Origin of the sequence: Alloyangia pacifica (assembly GCF_900116195.1) — a bacterium.
Taxonomy (GTDB): domain Bacteria; phylum Pseudomonadota; class Alphaproteobacteria; order Rhodobacterales; family Rhodobacteraceae; genus Salipiger; species Salipiger pacificus.
Genome location: NZ_FOZW01000005.1, coordinates 235,745 through 253,060, shown reverse-complemented (window position 1 = coordinate 253,060; position 17,316 = coordinate 235,745). Strand labels below are relative to the sequence as shown.

The window sequence follows — 17,316 nt, the reverse complement described above, 5'->3', positions numbered from 1 at the left end:
TCCGGCCCGGGAGAGCGGGCCCGGGAGAAGGGGAGGGAGGGGCCCGCGTTCCGGCTTACTTGTCGAAGAGGGTTTCGACGTCGGGCCGGATGTCTTCGGAGACCGAGCTCAGCACCGCGTCCTTGGCGGCGGCGGCAAAGGCCTCGTTGTCGACGTCGACAAATTCCACGCCGAGGTCCTGAAGCTGGGTCACCAGCTGCTCTTCGTCGGCGAGGAAGAGCTCACGCTCGTAGTCCTGGGTGCGCTTGGCGGCTTCCATGACGTTGGCCTGGTCCTCTTCGGACATCTGGTCCCACGCCATTTCCGAGATGGTCAGGTAGATCCAGGACCGCACGTGGTCGGTCTTGTTGATGTACTTCTGCACCTCGTTGAAGTTCGCCGACTTGATCAGCGCCAGCGGGTTTTCCTGTGCCTCGATGGTGCCGTTCTGCAGCGAGGTGAAGACCTCGGAGAAGGCCATCGGGGTCGGGTTCGCGCCAAGCGCCTTCCAGACGTTGAGGAAGAGCGGCACGTTCGGCACGCGCATCTTCAGGCCGTTCAGCTCGTCCGGCGAGGTGATCGGGCGGTTCGAGGTCAGCTCGCGCGGGCCGCGGGCGAAGTAGGCGATCGGGCGGATGCCCACCTTCTCGATGATCTGCGCCTCGATGCGGTCGCCGAGCTCGCCACCGGCGGCGGCATCCATGTCCTCGAGCGAGGTGTAGGCGTAGGGCACGGCCAGCAGCGCGGCCATCGGTGCCCAGTTCTGCAGCGATTCACCGGTGATGGTCATGTCGGCGGTGCCGAGCTGCATGCCGTTGATGACATCCATCTCCTTGCCGAGCGTCTCGTTCGGGTAGACCTCGACCTCGATGCGGCCGTCGGTGAGCGTGGCCAGCTCTTCGGCGAATTTCACCGAGGCCTTGTGCCAGATGTTGTCCTCGTTGGCCGGGTGGCCGAGCTTCAGCGTCATGTCGGCCGCCATGGCCGAGGCGCTGAGGGCGACGGTGGCAATGCTCGAGAGCATCAGGGTCTTGAGGGTTTTCGCGACGGTCATGGTGTCCTCCCTTTCAGGGTCGCTTGGGGACGATGCAGCGCACACACTCACGCGGCATCGGGGTCGAAATAGTCGGGGAAGGCCTCGCGGATGGCCGGCAGGTCCGACAGGATCATCTGCAGGTGGCCGCGCATGGCCTTTTCGGCGGCTTCGGGATCGCCAGCGTCGATGGCGTCGACCACCGCTGTGTGCTGGGCGATGAGGTGTTCAAGCGGGAAATGCGCCGAAGTCATCTGGCGCACCCGGTCCATCTGGCTCTTCATGCCGACGATCACCGCCCAGGCGTTGGGGCGGCCGGCGGCTTTCGCCAGCGTCTGGTGGAACTCGTCGTCGAGCGGGACGAAGGCGGCGGGGTGGTGGTCGACGAGCTGTGCCTGAGCGTCGATCTGGCCGCGAAGTTCTTCGACCAGCCCGGCGGGACGGTAGGTGGCGCAGGCCTTGGCGACGTCGGCCTCGACAGCCTCGCGGACGAAGCGCGCGTCGAGCACGGCACCGACGGAAATCTTGCGCACGAAGGAGCCGCGCTGCGGGCGGATCTCCAGCAGGCCTTCCTCGGCGAGCTTGATGAAGGCTTCGCGCACGGGCTGGCGGGAGACGCCGAACTTCGCGCCGATCTCGGCCTCGGAGAGCCGGGTTCCGGGTTCGAGTTGATTGCGGATGATCGACTGGCGCAGGGCACGGATCAGCTGCGGCCCAACGGGCGCCGACTGGTCGACCTGCTCGATCTGGATTGTCTCGATTCCCATGGCTCTCCTCCGTTGCGGCAACCTGCTCCATACTTCCATACTAGTCAACATGTGAATCGGCTGCTATTGATCTCGTGACCACCGAGGAGCGGGATTCCGTCCCGCGCAGCAGATAAAAAGGGAGGAATACCGATGCGTCAGACCTGGCGTTGGTTCGGACCGAAAGACCGCGTGAGCATCGACGACATGATGCAGGCAGGCGTCGAGGGCGTCGTTTCCGCATTGCACCACGTGCCCACCGGCGCGATCTGGACCCCCGAGGAAATCGCGCAACGCCAGCGCGAGATCGGCACCCGCAAGGACGGCCGCGGCTCTTCGCTGGTCTGGGATGTGGTCGAATCGCTGCCCGTCTCCGAGGACATCAAGAAGCAGAAGGGTGACTGGAAGGCTCATATCGAGACCTGGAAGACCTCGATGCGGAACCTTTCCGAGGCCGGGCTCGAGACCATCTGCTACAACTTCATGCCGGTGCTCGACTGGACGCGCACCGATCTGGCGTGGGAACGTCCGAGCGGCGCGCGCTGCATGCGCTTCGATCTGATCGACTTCGCGGCCTTCGACATCCACATCCTCGAACGCGCCGGGGCTGCCGAGAGCTTCCCCGACGCGGTGGTCGCCGAAGCCGCCGAACGGTTTGCCAAGATGGATGACGCGCGCAAGGAGCAGCTCGCCGGCAACGTCGTCTTCGGCCTGCCGGGCGCGGCGGAGAAGTTCAGCCTCGCGGACGTGAAGCTGCACCTCGCGGAATACGACAACATCTCCGAAGCGCAGCTGCAGCAGCACATGATCGACTTCCTGTCGGAAGTGACGCCGCTGGCCGAGGAACTGGGCATGCGTCTGTGCTGCCACCCGGACGATCCGCCCTTCCCGCTGCTCGGCCTGCCGCGCATCATGTCGACCGAGGCGCACTACCGGAAGATTCTCGACGCGGTGGACCTGCGCGCCAATGGCGTCACGCTCTGCACCGGCTCGCTCGGCGCGCGTCCGGACAACAACCCGGTGGAGATCTTCAAGGCGCTGGCCGACCGCGTGCACTTCCTGCACCTGCGGAACGTCAGCATCGAGGGCACCGAGGTGATGAACTCGCTCTACGAGGACGAGCACCTTTCGGGGCACACCGACATGGTCGCCATGGTCGCTGCCGTGGTTGCCGAAGAACGCCGCCGCAAGGACGAGGGCCGGGCCGACTGGTCGATCCCCTTCCGTCCCGACCACGGGCAGGACATCCTCGACGACATCGGCCGCGAGGCGCAGCCGGGCTACCCGGCGATCGGCCGTCTCAAGGGTCTGGCGGAACTGCGTGGCCTCTACCGTGCCTTCGAGCACGAGCTCGTGGCGGGCAAGGCATGAGGCTGACGTCACTTGATCAGGTGCCCGAGGCGCTGCGCCCGCGCTATGATCCGCAGGCGCATGGGGTGGGCATCGTCCACCTCGGTCTCGGGGCCTTTCACAAGGCGCATCAGGCGGCGCTGACCGATCTGGCGCTGGCGGCGGGGAGCGGCGACTGGCGCATCCTCGGCGTCTCGCTGCGCTCGCCGAAGGCCTCGGACGAACTGCATCCGCAGAACGGCCTTTTCACGCTGATCGCCAAGGGTGCCGAAGGCACTGAGGCGCGGGTGGTCGGCGCCATCGCCGACGCCATCTGCTCGGCGGGCAACCCCGAGCCGGCGCTCGCCGCCATGGCCGCAGAGGGCACCAGGATCGTCTCGCTGACGGTCACCGAAAAGGCCTACGGCCTCGACCGCGCGGCCCATGGCTGCGACCCGGCGCATCCTGCCGTGGCCGCGGACCTAGTGAGCCCGGCGGCGCCGCAGGGTGTGCTCGGCCTGCTGACGGAGGCGCTGCGCCGCCGTCGCGACGCGGGTCTTGCGCCCTTCACCGTGCTCTGCTGCGACAACCTGCCGGAAAACGGCGTGCTTCTGCGTGGCGCTGTGGTGGATTTCGCCCGCCGGATCGATCCCGCGCTTTCGGAGTGGATTGCCGCCGGGGTGGCCTTCCCCTCGACCATGGTCGACCGCATCACCCCCGCCGCCACGCCCGCCACTCTGGCCGAGGCGCAGGCGCTGATCGGCTGCGAGGATCTCGGCGCGATCGAGACCGAGAGCTTCTTCCAGTGGGTGATCGAGGACAATTTCCCGCAGGGCCGTCCGGCCTGGGACAAGGCCGGGGCGATCTTCACCGACAATGTCACCGCCTTCGAGATGATGAAGCTGCGGATGCTGAACGGCAGCCACTCGATGCTGGCCTACGTGGGCTTCCACGCGGGTTGTCCTTACGTGCGGGACGTGATGGCCGCGAAACCGCTGGCCAAGCTGGTGCGCCGTCATCTCGTGACCGCCGCCGCGACCCTGCCCGAGATCCCCGGCATCGACACAGTCGCCTATGCCGATGCGCTGGCCAGGCGGTTCGAGAACCCCGAGATCGCGCATGAGACCTTCCAGATCGCCATGGACGGCTCCGAGAAGATGCCGCAGCGGATATTCTCCGCCGTGGCAGACGCGCGGGCGCGGGGCCTTGATTGCCGGGCTTTCACCTTTGCCACGGCGGCCTGGGCGCGGCACATCAGCGGCGCCACCCATGATTGCGCACCTTATGAGCTGCGCGACCCTCGTACGGCGGAACTGACGGCGATGGCCGGAGGTCGGGATGCGGAGGAGATCGTCGCCGCGCTGCGCGATGCCGCCTTCGTGCCGGCGGAGCTTCGCGCGGATGAGGCCTACTGGGACGAGGTGACCGGCCTTCTGGCGGAGATGCTCTTTGAGCCGATGCGCGACGTGATCGCGCGCGAGGCCGCCGCCTGAGCGCCACAATCCATGCTCACGCCCGCCCGCCAGATAGGCGGGCGGGCGCGCAGCCGAGTGTTTGCGCCAACACTATGTCTAGAATTACTGTCCTGTCGCAAATGTCGATGTAAGATCGGCTTGGGAGGACACCATGCCATACACCGACTTTGCACGCGGGTCCCGGCTGCTGAAAACACCCCGGAGGCAATCCGAGGAACAGGCAGAAATCACCCGTCTTGAGAACGAGTTACGCGCATTTGTGGCCATCGCCCTTCAGCACGGGATGCGCGATTACTGCGAGATTCGCCATCCAGATCTGACGCGCGAACTGGAAGAAGGACTGGAACGTGCGCGCCACCGCGCAGAGGTGAAATACGCCTACGTGATGGAGCGGCTTGCGCGGGTTCCGGGCCTCATGGCCTCGACCGGGGAGACCGGCGAGCGCACCTATTATCGCAACAGCGAAGAGAACGTCGCCTATATCGAGCACTCGCTCTGGAGCAAGCGTTTCATCCTGAGCGGCATCTGGGTCGCGCCCAAGTACCGAGGTGAAGGCGTGGCGCATCGCATCCTGCGCCAGCTGGTGGAGGCGGCGGACGAGGCCGAACTCGGCATCGAGCTGCACCACGAACCCTTCGGAGAGGAGGGGCTCGACAAGCCTGCGCTGGAAGCCTTCTACAATCGCCACGGATTCCAGCATCACGAGCTTACTCCGGGCGCGATGTTCCGCATCCCGCGCTCGCCGCTCGATCACCACGGCGCGTCCTGACGCAGGGCGCGGTCACCGGCGGCGGTGCCGACCGCCGCCATTCTTTCTGGCAGTGCGATCTATCGCGGACTCCGGGGGCGCCGCCCCCGGCCCGGCCCGCGCACGGCGGCCGCATGGACCCCGGCTCCATCCCGGCGCTATAACCTGCTGAGGAGAATGCAGGTCAGGGAAAGTCCATGCGCAGACGCAGCAAGGCCTCGGCGCCATGATCTCCCGCAACCTCAGGCATTTGCGGGTGCTTCTCGCCGTGGCGGACGAGGCGTCGATCACCGGGGCCGCCGAGCGGTTCAAGGTCAGTCAGCCGGCGGTCACCCAGATGCTGCGCAAGCTCGAGGAGCAGGCCGGGGGGCCGCTCTTTGATCGCACCAGCCGGGGCTTCGTGCTGAACGAGCGCGGTGCGGTGCTCGCGGCCCGCCTCGGGAGGGCCTTCGCGCAGCTCGATGCAGCGCTCTCGCAGATCTCTCCGCGGCTGACCGCTGTGGTGACCAGCGGCCAGTTGCAGGCGCTGATCGCGGTGCATGACACCGGCAGCTTCACCCTTGCCGCCAGGGCGCTCGACCGTGCCCAGCCCACCGTTCACCGCGCAGTGAGCCAGCTCGAACAGGAGGTCGGTGCGCCGCTTTTCGAGCGCACCGCCCATGGGCTGATTCCCAGCCGGGCCTGCGGCGCGCTGGTGCCGCGCGCGCTGCTCGCGCTGAGCGAGCTCGACCAGGCCGACATGGAACTGGGCGAATTCGATGGCACCGAGACCGGGCGGATCGTCATCGGCACCCTGCCGCTGTCGCGGTCGGTGCTGCTGCCGCGGGCGCTCGCGGCCTTTCGGCAGGCGCGCCCGAAAATCCGCATCTCGGTGCTCGACGGCACCCATGACATGCTGCTCGCGGGGCTGCGGCGGGGGGACATTGACATCATGCTCGGTGCGCTTCGCAGCCAGGCACCCGCGCCCGACGTGCGGCAGGAGGCGCTGTTCCAGGATCGCTTCGCGGTGGTTGCGCGGCCGGGGCATCCGCTGGTCGGGAAGGGGCCGCTCTGCACCTCGCAACTGCGTTGCTTTCCGTGGATCGTGCCCGGCCCGGGAACCCAGCTAAGGCATCAGTTCGAGGCACTTTTTCGCCGCAGCGAATTGCCCCTACCCGAGAGCCTGATCGAAGCCGGATTCATTCTGCTTATACGTGAGTACCTCGACCTCAGCGATGCGCTGGCTTTCACCTCGGGCCGGCAGGCGGCGCCTGAGCTGGACCGACGCCACCTCGTTCAGCTTCCCCTCACGGAAACATTGCCGCTTCGCGAGATCGGGCTGACCCTGCGCGAGGGCTGGCTGCCGACCCGCGCGCAGCAGCTGATGCTCGACTGCCTGCGTGGCGCGGCGCGGGGGCTGCCGGACGTATAGCAATAAGTTATGCCATAATGCGCCGAATCTATTGGAACCCTCCGGACATAGGTTGCAGACCTGTCCCGCACATGGCCTGCCATGCGGGTGGGCGTGATCTCGGGAGGATTACCATGCGTTCTGTCATTCTTGCGGCGGCTCTCGGCCTCGCCTCCACTGCTGCCTTTGCAGAAGACTTCAAATTCGCCAGCTTCTTCGCGCCGACGCACCCTTACGTCGAGGGGGCCTTCGATCCCTTCGCGGAAAAGGTGGCCGAAAATTCCGGCGGCGATCTGTCGGTGACCATCTACAACGGTGGTGAACTGGGCCCGGGCCCGGCCGAACAGTACAGCCGTGTGCTCGACGGCGTGGCCGAACTGGCCGTCTCGCTGCCCGGCTACACCGCCTCGACCTTCCCGCTGACGCTGGTCGCGGAACTGCCGGGCGTGCTGAACACCGAAACCGGCACCGCCGACATCTGGAACAACATCGAGCTGTTCCAGCCCGAGTACCGCCGCGCCATCCTGGTGAGCCTGTGGTCCTCGGCGCCGAACCAGCTCTACACCCGTGACAAGGCCGTGCGCAGCCCGGCCGACATCGAGGGCATGAAGATCCGCGTGCCGTCGCGCAACACCGGCCTGCTGGTCGAAGCCTGGGGCGCGACCCCGGTCTCGATGCCGGTGAGCGAGATCTACAACGCCCTGCAGACCGGCGTGATCGACGGTGCGATGATCGACACCACCGCGACCCGTGCCTTCCGCCTTGGTGAAGTGGCCAACTACCTGACCATCGGCATGGACACGACGAACTCGCCGTTCTTCATCCTCGCCAACCGCGATGCCTTCAACAGCCTGGATGACGCGCAGCAGAAAGCCCTGCTCGACGCCGGCAAGGAGGCCTCGGCCGAGGCCAACGAGGTGCAGCTCGCGGTCGCCGCCGGCGGTGTCGAAGCCTTTGCCGAGATCGAGGGCCGCGAAGTCATCGAGCTGACCGCCGAGGAGGCCGCCGCCTTCAACGCGCTGTCCGCGCCGGTCACCGAGAAGGTCGTCGCCGAGACCGGGGGCAACGCCCAGGCCATCGTCGACGCGCTGGCCCACTGAGCCGCATGATGCGTCGCGCAACCGTTGCCCTGTCGGTTTTCACCGACAGGGCCACCGCCTTGCTGGCCGTTGTGGGCGGCGTCGCCCTGCTGGCCCTGGTGGTGCTGATCTTCGCCGGCGTGGTGCTGCGCTACGCCTTCGGCCAGCCGATCCTTGGGTCGAACGAGATCATCCAGCTGGCCGCGGTGGCGCTGGTGATGTCCGCTCTGCCCTATTGCACCCATCTCAACGGCCACGTCAGCGTCGATGTCTTCGACCGGGTGCTGGGGCGTTTCGGCCGCCGCGCCGGAGACGTGATCGCGCGGCTGCTGTCGGGCTACGCGCTGGGGGTGCTGTGCCATCGCGCCTACTATAAGGCGCTGGATGCCGCCGAGTTCGGCGACACGACCAACATGCTGGGCCTGCCGCTCTGGCCCTTCTACGGAATTCTCGCCCTTGGCTGCGGCTTCTGCGTGCTGGTCTTCGCGCTGCAGATCCTGAAGGTGCTCGTGCTCGGAGAAGAACAATGACCGAAGTCTCTGCCGGGCTGATCGGCATTGCCGCCCTGTTCCTTCTCATGATCCTGCGCACGCCGGTGGCCTTTGCCATGCTGCTGGTCGGCTTCTTCGGGTACTGGGGGCTGTCGGGCTTCCGCAGCGCCAGCGCCATGCTGATGACCGAGAGCTACTCGGCGGTGTCGTCCTATTCGCTGATCGTGGTGCCGATGTTCGTGCTGCTGGGCAACGTTGCCTCGGCGGCGGGCTATTCGCGCGGTCTCTATGATGCAGCCTATGCCTGGGTGGGCCGGCTGCGTGGCGGGCTTGCCTCGGCCTCGGTGATCGGCTGCGCCGCCTTCTCGGCGGTGTCGGGCTCCTCGGTGGCCACGGCGGTGACGCTGGGCAAAGTCGCGTTGCCGCAGATGAAGCGCCTCGGCTATGCCGACAGCCTTGCCACGGGGGCGGTCGCCGCGGGCGGCACGCTGGGCTTCCTGATCCCGCCCTCGACCGGTTTCGTGCTCTACGCGATCCTTACCGAGGAATCGATCGGGCGGCTGTTCATGGCGGGCATCCTTCCGGGCATCCTGCTCTGCGCGCTGTTCATGGGGGTGATCTGGCTTCAGGCCACGCTGCGCCCCGAGGACGGCCCGAAAGGCGAAAAGATCGGCTGGGCGGAAAAGCTGCGCATCTCTTCCGAGGCCTGGCCGTTGTTCGGGGTCATCCTCGTGTCGATCGGCGGCATCTACCTCGGCGTCTTCACGCCGGTCGAAGCCTCGGGCATTGGCGCGGGCCTGGTGATCCTGCTGGCGTTGGTGCAGCGCCGGGTGGACTGGACGGGCTTCAAGGAGGCGGTTCTCGACACGCTGAAGACCTCGGCCATGCTCTACATGGTGGTGATCGGGGCCAACGTACTGAACCCCTTCCTTGCCATCACCCACATTCCGGCGACGCTCGGCGCACAGCTCGAGACGCTGGGCCTCGGGGCCTATGGGACGCTGATCGTGATCCTGCTTGCCTACGTGGTGCTGGGCATGTTCATGGACGGGCTGTCGATGCTGGTCATCACGATCCCCATCGTCTTCCCGGTGATCACCGGTTTCGGCTTCGATCCGATCTGGTTCGGCGTGGTCGCGGTGATCGTCATCGAGATGGGCATGATCACCCCGCCGGTGGGCATGAACGTCTTCGTGGTGCGCGGTGTGGCCGGGCCGGGCGTGCCGCTGACGACCGTGTTCAGCGGGGTGACGCCCTTCCTGATCGCCATGGTGGTGGGGCTGGTGCTGATCATCCTGTTCCCGCAGATCGCCACGCTGATCCCGAATACGATGTTCGACTAGGCCAAGGCTGGACCATCACGCGCCGGACGATCCGGCCACGCGCGAGGTAGAAAGAGAAGGAAGGCCCCGCCGAGCGATCGGCGGGGCCTTTGCCTGTCGCGTCCTTGACACAGGCAGCAGCGAATCGTCGCTTGTGAAAAGCGCTTTCCTAGGCGGTCTCACGCCGTCTCGGACTCGCCTGACCGGATCGTCTGGCGATGTTTGTGCGGGAAGTGGCGCGGATCGGGGCAATTGCGGCGGTTTGCTGCCAAGTTTTGACCCAAGACAGGAGATCTTCCGGCCGAAGGTATGCTGCACATGCGTGCAAAGCGTGGCCATGTTGAGAATTTTCGTGTAATAGGATTCGGGTAGTTAAGTTTTATCACACGCGCAAGCTACAGATTTTACGCCCATATTTTCTGGGGGCCCCGAATTTTCGCGGGTCCTCACCGGAGGTGCTTTTCATATGCGAATTGGAACGGAGAATCCGATGAATATTGTTATCCTTGGTTGCGGAGGCTTTATCGGCAGCCATCTGCTTGATCGCCTGCTTTCCACAACTGATCACAAGATCGTCGGATGGGACCCGGAAAGCTCGAAGATTCGGAAGCACCTGGAGAATCCGAATTTCACCCTTCATCAACGGTATGTCGACGACCCCGAGACCCAACAGGACCTCCGGGAGGCCGTCGCCGAGGGCGACGTGGTGATCAATCTCGCCGCGATCTGCAACCCGTCCGAATACAACACCAATCCGATCAGCGTGATCAAATCCAACCTGTTCGACGTCTACCCGATCGTAGAGCTCTGTGTGGAATACAAGCGCTGGCTCATCAGCTTCTCGACCAGCGAATGCTACGGCCGCACGCTGTCGAGCTATGTGGGCGACACCACCTACGAGAATCCCGACCTCTACGAGCTGAAGGAAGACGAGACGCCGCTCATCATGGGCCCGATCGTCAACCAGCGCTGGACCTACGCCTGCGCAAAGCAGATGGTCGAACGCCTCGTCTATGCCCACCACAAGGAAGACGGCCTGCCGTTCACCGTGGTGCGTCCGCTGAACTTCTTCGGCCCGCGCATGGATTACATCCCGCAGCGCGACGGCGACGGGGTTCCCCGCGTTCTGGCCTGCTTCATGGGCGCGCTGCTGAACGGCGATCCGATGAAGCTGGTGGATGGTGGAAAGGCGCGCCGTACCATTGTGTCGATCTACGAGGCCGTGGATGCGATCTGCCGCATGCTCGACAACCCCGAGAAGGCCAACGGTCATGCCTTCAACATCGGCAACCGCAACAATGAGGTCACCATGGCCGAACTGGCGGACATGATGCGCAAGACCTACGCCAAGATCACCGGCGATCCGTCCTACGAGGATTACCCGATCATCGAGGTCAGCTCGGAAGAGTTTTACGGCGAGGGATACGAGGACTGCGACCGCCGCATGCCCGACATCTCGAAGGCCAAGGAACTGCTCGGCTGGGAGCCGAAGATCGCGCTCGAGGACGTGCTTCTCGACACCATGACCTACTTCCACAATGAGTATGCCGGCGCCATGAAGCCTGCCCAGGTCGCGGAATAATCCGCCGGGCCTACATGATGGATCATCCTCCCCTGCCGCGCTCCTCCCCGGGCGCGGCAGTTGCCGTTCTCGGGGGCCGTGCCTCGCAGCAATGCCCCTTCGCGCCGTACGTGCTGTCGCCTATAAGCGCGGTATGGATATCGGTCGCCTTCCACCTTTGCGCAGCCTCGTTGCCTTTCAAACCGTCGCGCGCTGCGGCAGTTTCACCCGTGCCGCCGAACTGCTTGCGCTGACCCAGAGCGGCATCAGCCGGCAGATCGCGCAGCTCGAGGATCACGTCGGCGCGGCGCTCTTCGATCGGCAGCCTGCCGGGGTCGTGCTGACCCGGATCGGCGAGGAATATGCCAAGGAAGTGGGCCGCGCGCTCGACGCGCTGCAATCGCTTGAGGCGGGACAGATCACCCGACGCGGGCAGGACCAGGTGTCGATCGCCTGTTCTCGCGCCGTGGCTGACCTGTGGATGCTGCCGCGGCTGGCCCGATTGCGCGACGCCTTCCCGGGGATCGAGCTGAAACTGATCGTCAACGACTTCTTTCAGCAGCTGCGCCACGACGAATACGATCTGGCCATCTACTACCGCCCGAACCGTCCCGCCGATCACGTCGTCGATGCGCTGGGGCCGGAGGAGATGCTGCCGGTCATGGCGCCGGGCGGCACGCTGCTGGCCGAGGCCGCGGCGCCGATGCTGCTGACCGTCGAGGAAACCCACAAGGAGTGGACGGACTGGGGCAACTGGCTCGCCGCCATGGATCTCAAGCTGCCCGAGGCCGCGACCCGCTGGAAGCTCGGCGACTACCATCTGTCGGTCGAGGCGGCGCGCCGCGGTGTCGGCATCGCCATGGGCTGGACGTGGTTCATCGTCGACTACCTCGAGAGCGGGCTTCTGGTACCGGCGGATGCCCGGCCGTTCCGAGGCCACGGCGAGTATTACCTGATGCGACCCACGACCCGACACCAGCGCCAGGTGGCGCGGCAGGTGGGCGACTGGCTTGCCGAGAGCAACCGGCGCTGGCGGTCAAATTGACCGAAGCCCTACGGGCAAGCTCCTGATTCCCTTGCGGAAAGAGGCCGCTTGAAATGCGCGCAGAGGGGTATGACAAAAAATCATTTGTACCTCTAAGCGTTCCCCGGAATGTTCTGCGTCAAGCTGGCCATGAGCCGTGTATAAGCAAAAATTCACAGGAGAGACGACATGACGAAACTTCATGACATGTCCGGAATTAGCCGCCGCGGCCTTCTCGCGGGTGCAGCGGGCATCGGCCTCGTGGGCCTCAGCGGTCTGCCGCTGCGCGCACAGGAGACCCCGCGCAAGGGGGGCACGCTGAAGCTCGGGATCAGCGGCGGCTCGACCACCGACGATTTCGACATTCGCAAGCTGGCCGACTGGGTGCCGGTGAACCAGGCCTACATGGTCATGAACGGCCTCGTCGAGATCGACTCCGACAACATCGCCCAGCCCGAGCTGTTCGCGGCCTGGGAGGCAGAAGAGGGTGCCGCCGCCTGGGTCTTCGACATCCGGCAGGGCGTGACCTTCCACAACGGCAAGAGCCTCACCGCCGATGACGTGATCTACTCGCTCAACCTGCACCGCGGCGAAAGCTCCTCGGCGGCGCGCTCGATCCTCGCGCCGATCACCGATATCGAGAAACTCTCGGACCACCAGATCCGCATCATGCTGGAGAGTGGCAACGCCGACCTGCCGTACCTGCTGTCCGACTACCACCTGCTGGTGGTTCCTGAGGGCTTCGACGACTGGTCGAACCCGGTCGGTACCGGCCCCTTCATTCCCGAGCGTGTCGAACCCGGTGTGCGCGGCCGTTTCGTCCGCAACGAGAACTATTGGAAGCCCGGCTGCGCCAACGTCGATGCCGTCGAGGTGGTGGTGATCAATGACGTGACCGCCCGCACCAACGCGCTGATGTCGGGGCAGGTGCATGCGATCAACGCGGTGGACTTCAAGACCGTCAACCTGCTGGGCCGCAACCCCAAGCTGGAGATCGTGCGCTCGGCCGGGGGCCAGCACTTCACCTTCCTGATGGATTGCACCAAGGCGCCCTTCACCGACGTGAACGCCCGCCTCGCCATCAAGTACGCCGTGGATCGCGAACAGCTGCTGAAGACCGCGTTGGCCGGCTTCGGGCAGCTCGGCAACGACCACCCGATCCCGCAGACCGACCGCTTCTACAATTCCGAGCTGGAACAGCGCGCCTACGACCCCGAGAAGGCGCAGTTCCACGCCAAGAAGGCCGGCTTCGATCCGCTCGCCGTCACCCTCTCGGCCTCGGATGCGGCCTTCTCCGGCGCGGTGGATGCGGCGGCGGTCTTCCGCAGCGCGGCCACCGGCGCAGGCGTCGACGTGACCATCAAGCGTGAACCGGCGGATGGCTACTGGAGCGACGTGTGGATGCAGGTGCCCTTCTGCATGTCCTATTGGGGCGGGCGTCCCACTGCCGACCAGATGCTCTCGATCGCCTATGAGTCCACCTCCTCCTACAACGACACGCGCTGGAGCAACGAGCGTTTCGACGCGCTGCTGAAAGAGGCCCGCGCGCTGCTCGACGAAGAGAAGCGCCGCGAGATCTACTGGGAGTGCCAGGCGCTGATCCATGAGGACGGCGGCGCGATGATCCCGATGTTCGGCGACTACCTCGACGCGGTGTCGAAGGACGTGAAGGGCGTGAAACCCCATGCGATGTTCAACCTGATGGGCGCGCGCATGGCCGAAAAGGTCTGGCTGGACGCCTGATGGGTTCGCTGATCGCAAAACGTGCCGGCCTCGGGCTGCTGACGCTCTGGCTGGTCTCGGTTCTGGTGTTTGCCGGAACCGAGATCCTGCCGGGCGACGTGGCCGGGGCCATCCTCGGACAAAGCGCCACGCCCGAGTCCCTCGCCGCGCTGCGCAGTGAGTTGGGCCTCGATGTGCCCGCGCTGCAGCGCTACTTCGACTGGCTGGGCGGCATCCTGACCGGCGACATGGGCCGCTCCATGGCCTCGGGTCAGCCGGTCGCGGGCCTGCTGTGGCCGCGCTTCTGGAACACCATGGCGCTGGCGGCCTATGCCGGGGTCATCGCGGTGCCGCTGGCCGTCGGCCTCGGCATTCTCGCCGCCGCCAAGCGTGGCACGATCTTTGACCGCGCCGCCAATATCGCCGCGCTCGCCTTCGTGTCGCTGCCGGAATACTTCCTTGGCCTGCTGCTGGTGCTCTGGCTGTCGGTCAAAACCGGCTGGCTGCCGAGCCTTGCCGACACCTACGAGGGTATGGGGCTTGCCGCTTGGTTCAACGCCACCACCCTGCCGATGCTGGTGCTGGTCATGGTCACCATGGCGCAGATCCTGCGCATGACCCGGACCACCGTTCTGGGCGTCATGGACCAGCCCTATATCGAGACCGCCTTCCTCAAGGGTCTGAAGAATGGCCGCGTGGTCATGCGCCACGCCGCGCCCAACGCTGCCGCGCCGATCGTCAACGTGGTGTCGTTCAATATCGCCTATCTGATCACCGGCGTCGTGCTGGTCGAGGCAGTGTTCAACTACAACGGGCTGGGCCGCTTCATGGTGGATGCCGTCTCGAAGCGCGATCTTCCGATGGTTCAGGCCGCCGCGATGATCTTTGGGGCCGCTTACGTGATCCTCAACATGATCGCCGATATCGCCGCCATCGCGCTCAACCCCCGCCTGCGCCACCCGCGCGGAAAGGAGGCATAAGATGAGCCGTCTTTCCAATATCCCGCTGACCGGCTGGATCGGCATGGCACTGATCGCCGCCAACGCGATCCTGTTCCTCTTCGGCCCGATGCTCGCGCCCTTCGGACAGGAAGAGATCGTCGGCATGCCTTTCGACATGCCCCAGCCGGGCCATCCGCTGGGCTTCGACCAGAACGGACGCGACATGCTCTCGCGCCTGCTCTACGGCGCGCAGATGTCGATCGGCATCTCGCTCGCCGCCGTGTGCCTGTCCTTCGCCGTCGGCGTGCCGCTCGGCATCCTCGCGGCGATCCGGGGTGGATGGCTCGATCTGGTGCTGTCGCGCGTCGTCGATACGGTCATGTCGATCCCGGTGCTGATCTCGGCGCTGGTGGTGCTGCAGGCACTCGGCTCGTCGCTGCCGGTGCTGATCGTCACCATCGCGCTGCTCGACAGCACCCGCGTCTTCCGACTTGCCCGGCTGGTGGCGCAGGGCATCAACGTGATGGAATACGCCGAGGTCGCCCGCCTGCGTGGCGAGGGGCTCGGCTGGATGATCCGCCGCGAGATCCTGCCCAACGCCCTGCCGCCGCTGGTGGCCGAGTTCGGCATGCGCTTCTGCTTCACCTTCCTCTTCGTGGCAGGACTTTCCTACCTCGGGCTCGGGGTGCAGCCGCCCTTCGCCGACTGGGGCGGGATGGTGCGCGACAACCAGCAGGGCATCCTCTACGGGCTCTACGCGCCGCTCTTCCCCGCCGCCGCCATCGCGCTGGTGACCATCGGGGTGAACCTCACCGTCGACTGGCTGCTGGCCGGCCACACCACCGTGCAGGGAGACAACCGATGAGCGATATCCTTCGCATCCGCGACCTGCGCGTCGCCACCGCCGAGGGGGTGGAGCTGCTACACGGCGTTTCGCTCGATCTCGAGCAGGGCGAGATCCTCGGCCTGATCGGCGAGAGCGGCGCGGGCAAGTCGACCATCGGCCTTGCGTCGATGGGCTATGGGCGCGGCGGCTGCCGGATCTCCGGCGGCAGCATCGAACTGGCGGGCCACGATCTGGCGTCGTCAACAAGGTCCGAGCGCGAGGCCGTGCGCGGCGCGCGCATCGCCTATGTGGCGCAGAGCGCGGCGGCGGCCTTCAATCCCGCGCACCGGCTGGAACGGCAGATCATGGAAGGCCCGCTGCGGCACGGCCTGATGACTGCCGGTGAGGCGCGCGCTTGGATGATCGAGCTTTTCACCGCGCTCGGCCTGCCCGAGCCCGAAACCTTCGGTCGCCGCTACCCGCATCAGGTCTCTGGCGGGCAGCTCCAGCGGGCGATGGTGGCCATGGCCATGTCGTGCAAGCCCGACATCCTCGTGCTCGACGAGCCGACCACGGCGCTTGACGTGACCACGCAGATCGAGGTGCTGCTGCTGCTGCGCGAGACGATCCGCAAGTACGGCACCTCGGCACTCTACATCACCCACGATCTGGCGGTGATCGCGCAGGTCGCCGACCGGCTGATGGTGCTGCGCCATGGTGCCGAGGTCGAGACCGGCACCACCGAGCAAATCCTCGCCGCGCCGCGCGAGGAATACACGCAGCGGCTGGTCTCGGAACGGCAGGCGAGCCTGAATGCCGAGGCGGGCGCCCATCACCGCACCGGCGAGGAGATCCTGCGGGTGGATCGTGTCTCTGCCGCCTACGGCAAGACGCCGGTACTGCATGAGGTCGATCTGTCGGTGAAGCGCGGCGAGACCGTCGCCATCGTCGGCGAGTCCGGCTCGGGAAAGTCCACGCTGGCGCGGCTGGTCTCGGGGTTGCTGACTCCCTCGGCGGGGCAGGTCCGTTTCGACGGAGAGGCGCTGCCAGAGAGCTACCGCAAACGCGCACCGGATCTGCTGCGCCGCATCCAGCTGATCTACCAGCTGCCGGACGTCGCGCTCAACCCGCGCCAGACCGTTGGCGAGACCATCGGGCGCCCGCTGCAGACCTTCCGCGGGCTGAAGGGCAGGGCGCAACGGGACGAGGTGGCGCGACTGCTCGATCTGATCGGCCTGCCGGTCGAGATGGCCGGGCGTTTACCCGGCGCGCTTTCGGGTGGGCAGAAGCAGCGCGTCTGCATTGCCCGCGCGCTGGCCGCAGAGCCCGATCTGATGATCTGCGACGAGGTCACCTCGGCGCTCGATCCGCTGGTCGCCGAGGACATTCTGCGCTTGCTGCGCAAGCTGCAGGACGAGCTCGGGATGACCTACCTCTTCATCACCCACGACCTGTCGGTGGTGCGCCGCCTCGCCGACCGCACGGTGGTGATGCAGAAGGGCCGGATCGTCGAGGAGGCGGACACCGCCACGCTCTTTGACGCGCCGGGCGATCCTTACACCCGCAAGCTGCTGGACTCGGTGCCGCAGCTGGACCGTGGGTGGCTCGACAAGGTGCTGGCCGCCCGCGCGTCCTGACCGAAACAAACAT

Annotated in this window: 15 protein-coding genes; 13 read left to right on the top strand and 2 right to left on the bottom strand. The window is 66.0% G+C overall.

The window, feature by feature from the left end:
• Positions 1 to 55: 55 nt before the first annotated feature.
• Together BM397_RS12635 and BM397_RS12630 are read right to left on the bottom strand one after the other, a co-directional pair.
• Positions 56 to 1,033, bottom strand: coding sequence for a TRAP transporter substrate-binding protein (locus BM397_RS12635; RefSeq protein ID WP_092424496.1), 978 nt, complete (start codon positions 1,031 to 1,033; stop codon positions 56 to 58).
• Positions 1,034 to 1,080: 47 nt separating this feature from the next.
• Positions 1,081 to 1,779: a GntR family transcriptional regulator gene (locus BM397_RS12630; RefSeq protein ID WP_092424494.1), complete on the bottom strand. Its 699-nt coding sequence runs from the start codon at positions 1,777 to 1,779 to the stop codon at positions 1,081 to 1,083.
• A gap of 132 nt (positions 1,780 to 1,911) precedes the next feature.
• Here BM397_RS12630 and uxuA point away from each other — a divergent pair, with 132 nt between their 5' ends.
• From uxuA to BM397_RS12565, 13 genes are all read left to right on the top strand, one after another.
• The gene (gene uxuA, locus BM397_RS12625) at positions 1,912 to 3,129 is read left to right on the top strand and encodes a mannonate dehydratase (RefSeq protein WP_092424492.1); all 1,218 of its coding nucleotides are present in this window, start codon (positions 1,912 to 1,914) and stop codon (positions 3,127 to 3,129) included.
• Positions 3,126 to 4,580, top strand: coding sequence for a mannitol dehydrogenase family protein (locus BM397_RS12620; RefSeq protein ID WP_092424490.1), 1,455 nt, complete (start codon positions 3,126 to 3,128; stop codon positions 4,578 to 4,580). The genes uxuA and BM397_RS12620 overlap by 4 nt, the downstream gene beginning before the upstream one ends.
• A 133-nt stretch (positions 4,581 to 4,713) precedes the next feature.
• Positions 4,714 to 5,331: a GNAT family N-acetyltransferase gene (locus BM397_RS12615; protein ID WP_092424488.1), complete on the top strand. Its 618-nt coding sequence runs from the start codon at positions 4,714 to 4,716 to the stop codon at positions 5,329 to 5,331.
• 205 nt (positions 5,332 to 5,536) lie between these two features.
• Positions 5,537 to 6,721 (top strand): LysR family transcriptional regulator, encoded by a 1,185-nt coding sequence (locus BM397_RS12610; RefSeq protein ID WP_092424486.1) that lies wholly within the window; start codon positions 5,537 to 5,539, stop codon positions 6,719 to 6,721.
• A 113-nt stretch (positions 6,722 to 6,834) separates the two neighbouring features.
• Positions 6,835 to 7,800 carry a TRAP transporter substrate-binding protein gene (locus BM397_RS12605; RefSeq protein ID WP_092424484.1) on the top strand — a complete coding sequence of 322 codons (966 nt, stop codon included), beginning with the start codon at positions 6,835 to 6,837 and terminating at the stop codon, positions 7,798 to 7,800.
• A gap of 8 nt (positions 7,801 to 7,808) precedes the next feature.
• Complete coding sequence (locus tag BM397_RS12600) at positions 7,809 to 8,309, top strand: TRAP transporter small permease (RefSeq protein WP_092424482.1); 501 nt, start codon at positions 7,809 to 7,811, stop codon at positions 8,307 to 8,309.
• Positions 8,306 to 9,613, top strand: a complete 1,308-nt coding sequence (locus BM397_RS12595; RefSeq protein WP_092424480.1) for a TRAP transporter large permease — start codon at positions 8,306 to 8,308, stop codon at positions 9,611 to 9,613. The genes BM397_RS12600 and BM397_RS12595 overlap by 4 nt, the downstream gene beginning before the upstream one ends.
• A 469-nt stretch (positions 9,614 to 10,082) precedes the next feature.
• Positions 10,083 to 11,174 carry an NAD-dependent epimerase/dehydratase family protein gene (locus BM397_RS12590; protein WP_176806626.1) on the top strand — a complete coding sequence of 364 codons (1,092 nt, stop codon included), beginning with the start codon at positions 10,083 to 10,085 and terminating at the stop codon, positions 11,172 to 11,174.
• A 133-nt stretch (positions 11,175 to 11,307) separates the two neighbouring features.
• Positions 11,308 to 12,198, top strand: coding sequence for a LysR family transcriptional regulator (locus tag BM397_RS12585; RefSeq protein ID WP_092424476.1), 891 nt, complete (start codon positions 11,308 to 11,310; stop codon positions 12,196 to 12,198).
• A gap of 168 nt (positions 12,199 to 12,366) precedes the next feature.
• Entirely contained in the window at positions 12,367 to 13,920 is a 1,554-nt protein-coding gene (locus BM397_RS12580; protein ID WP_092424474.1) for an ABC transporter substrate-binding protein, read from the top strand.
• Positions 13,920 to 14,879 (top strand): ABC transporter permease, encoded by a 960-nt coding sequence (locus tag BM397_RS12575; protein WP_092424472.1) that lies wholly within the window; start codon positions 13,920 to 13,922, stop codon positions 14,877 to 14,879. The genes BM397_RS12580 and BM397_RS12575 overlap by 1 nt, the downstream gene beginning before the upstream one ends.
• A gap of 1 nt (position 14,880) precedes the next feature.
• A complete protein-coding gene (locus BM397_RS12570) occupies positions 14,881 to 15,705 on the top strand; it encodes an ABC transporter permease (RefSeq protein ID WP_092424470.1) in 825 nt (274 codons plus the stop codon).
• A complete protein-coding gene (locus BM397_RS12565) occupies positions 15,702 to 17,303 on the top strand; it encodes an ABC transporter ATP-binding protein (protein WP_092424468.1) in 1,602 nt (533 codons plus the stop codon). The genes BM397_RS12570 and BM397_RS12565 overlap by 4 nt, the downstream gene beginning before the upstream one ends.
• Positions 17,304 to 17,316: the final 13 nt, after the last annotated feature.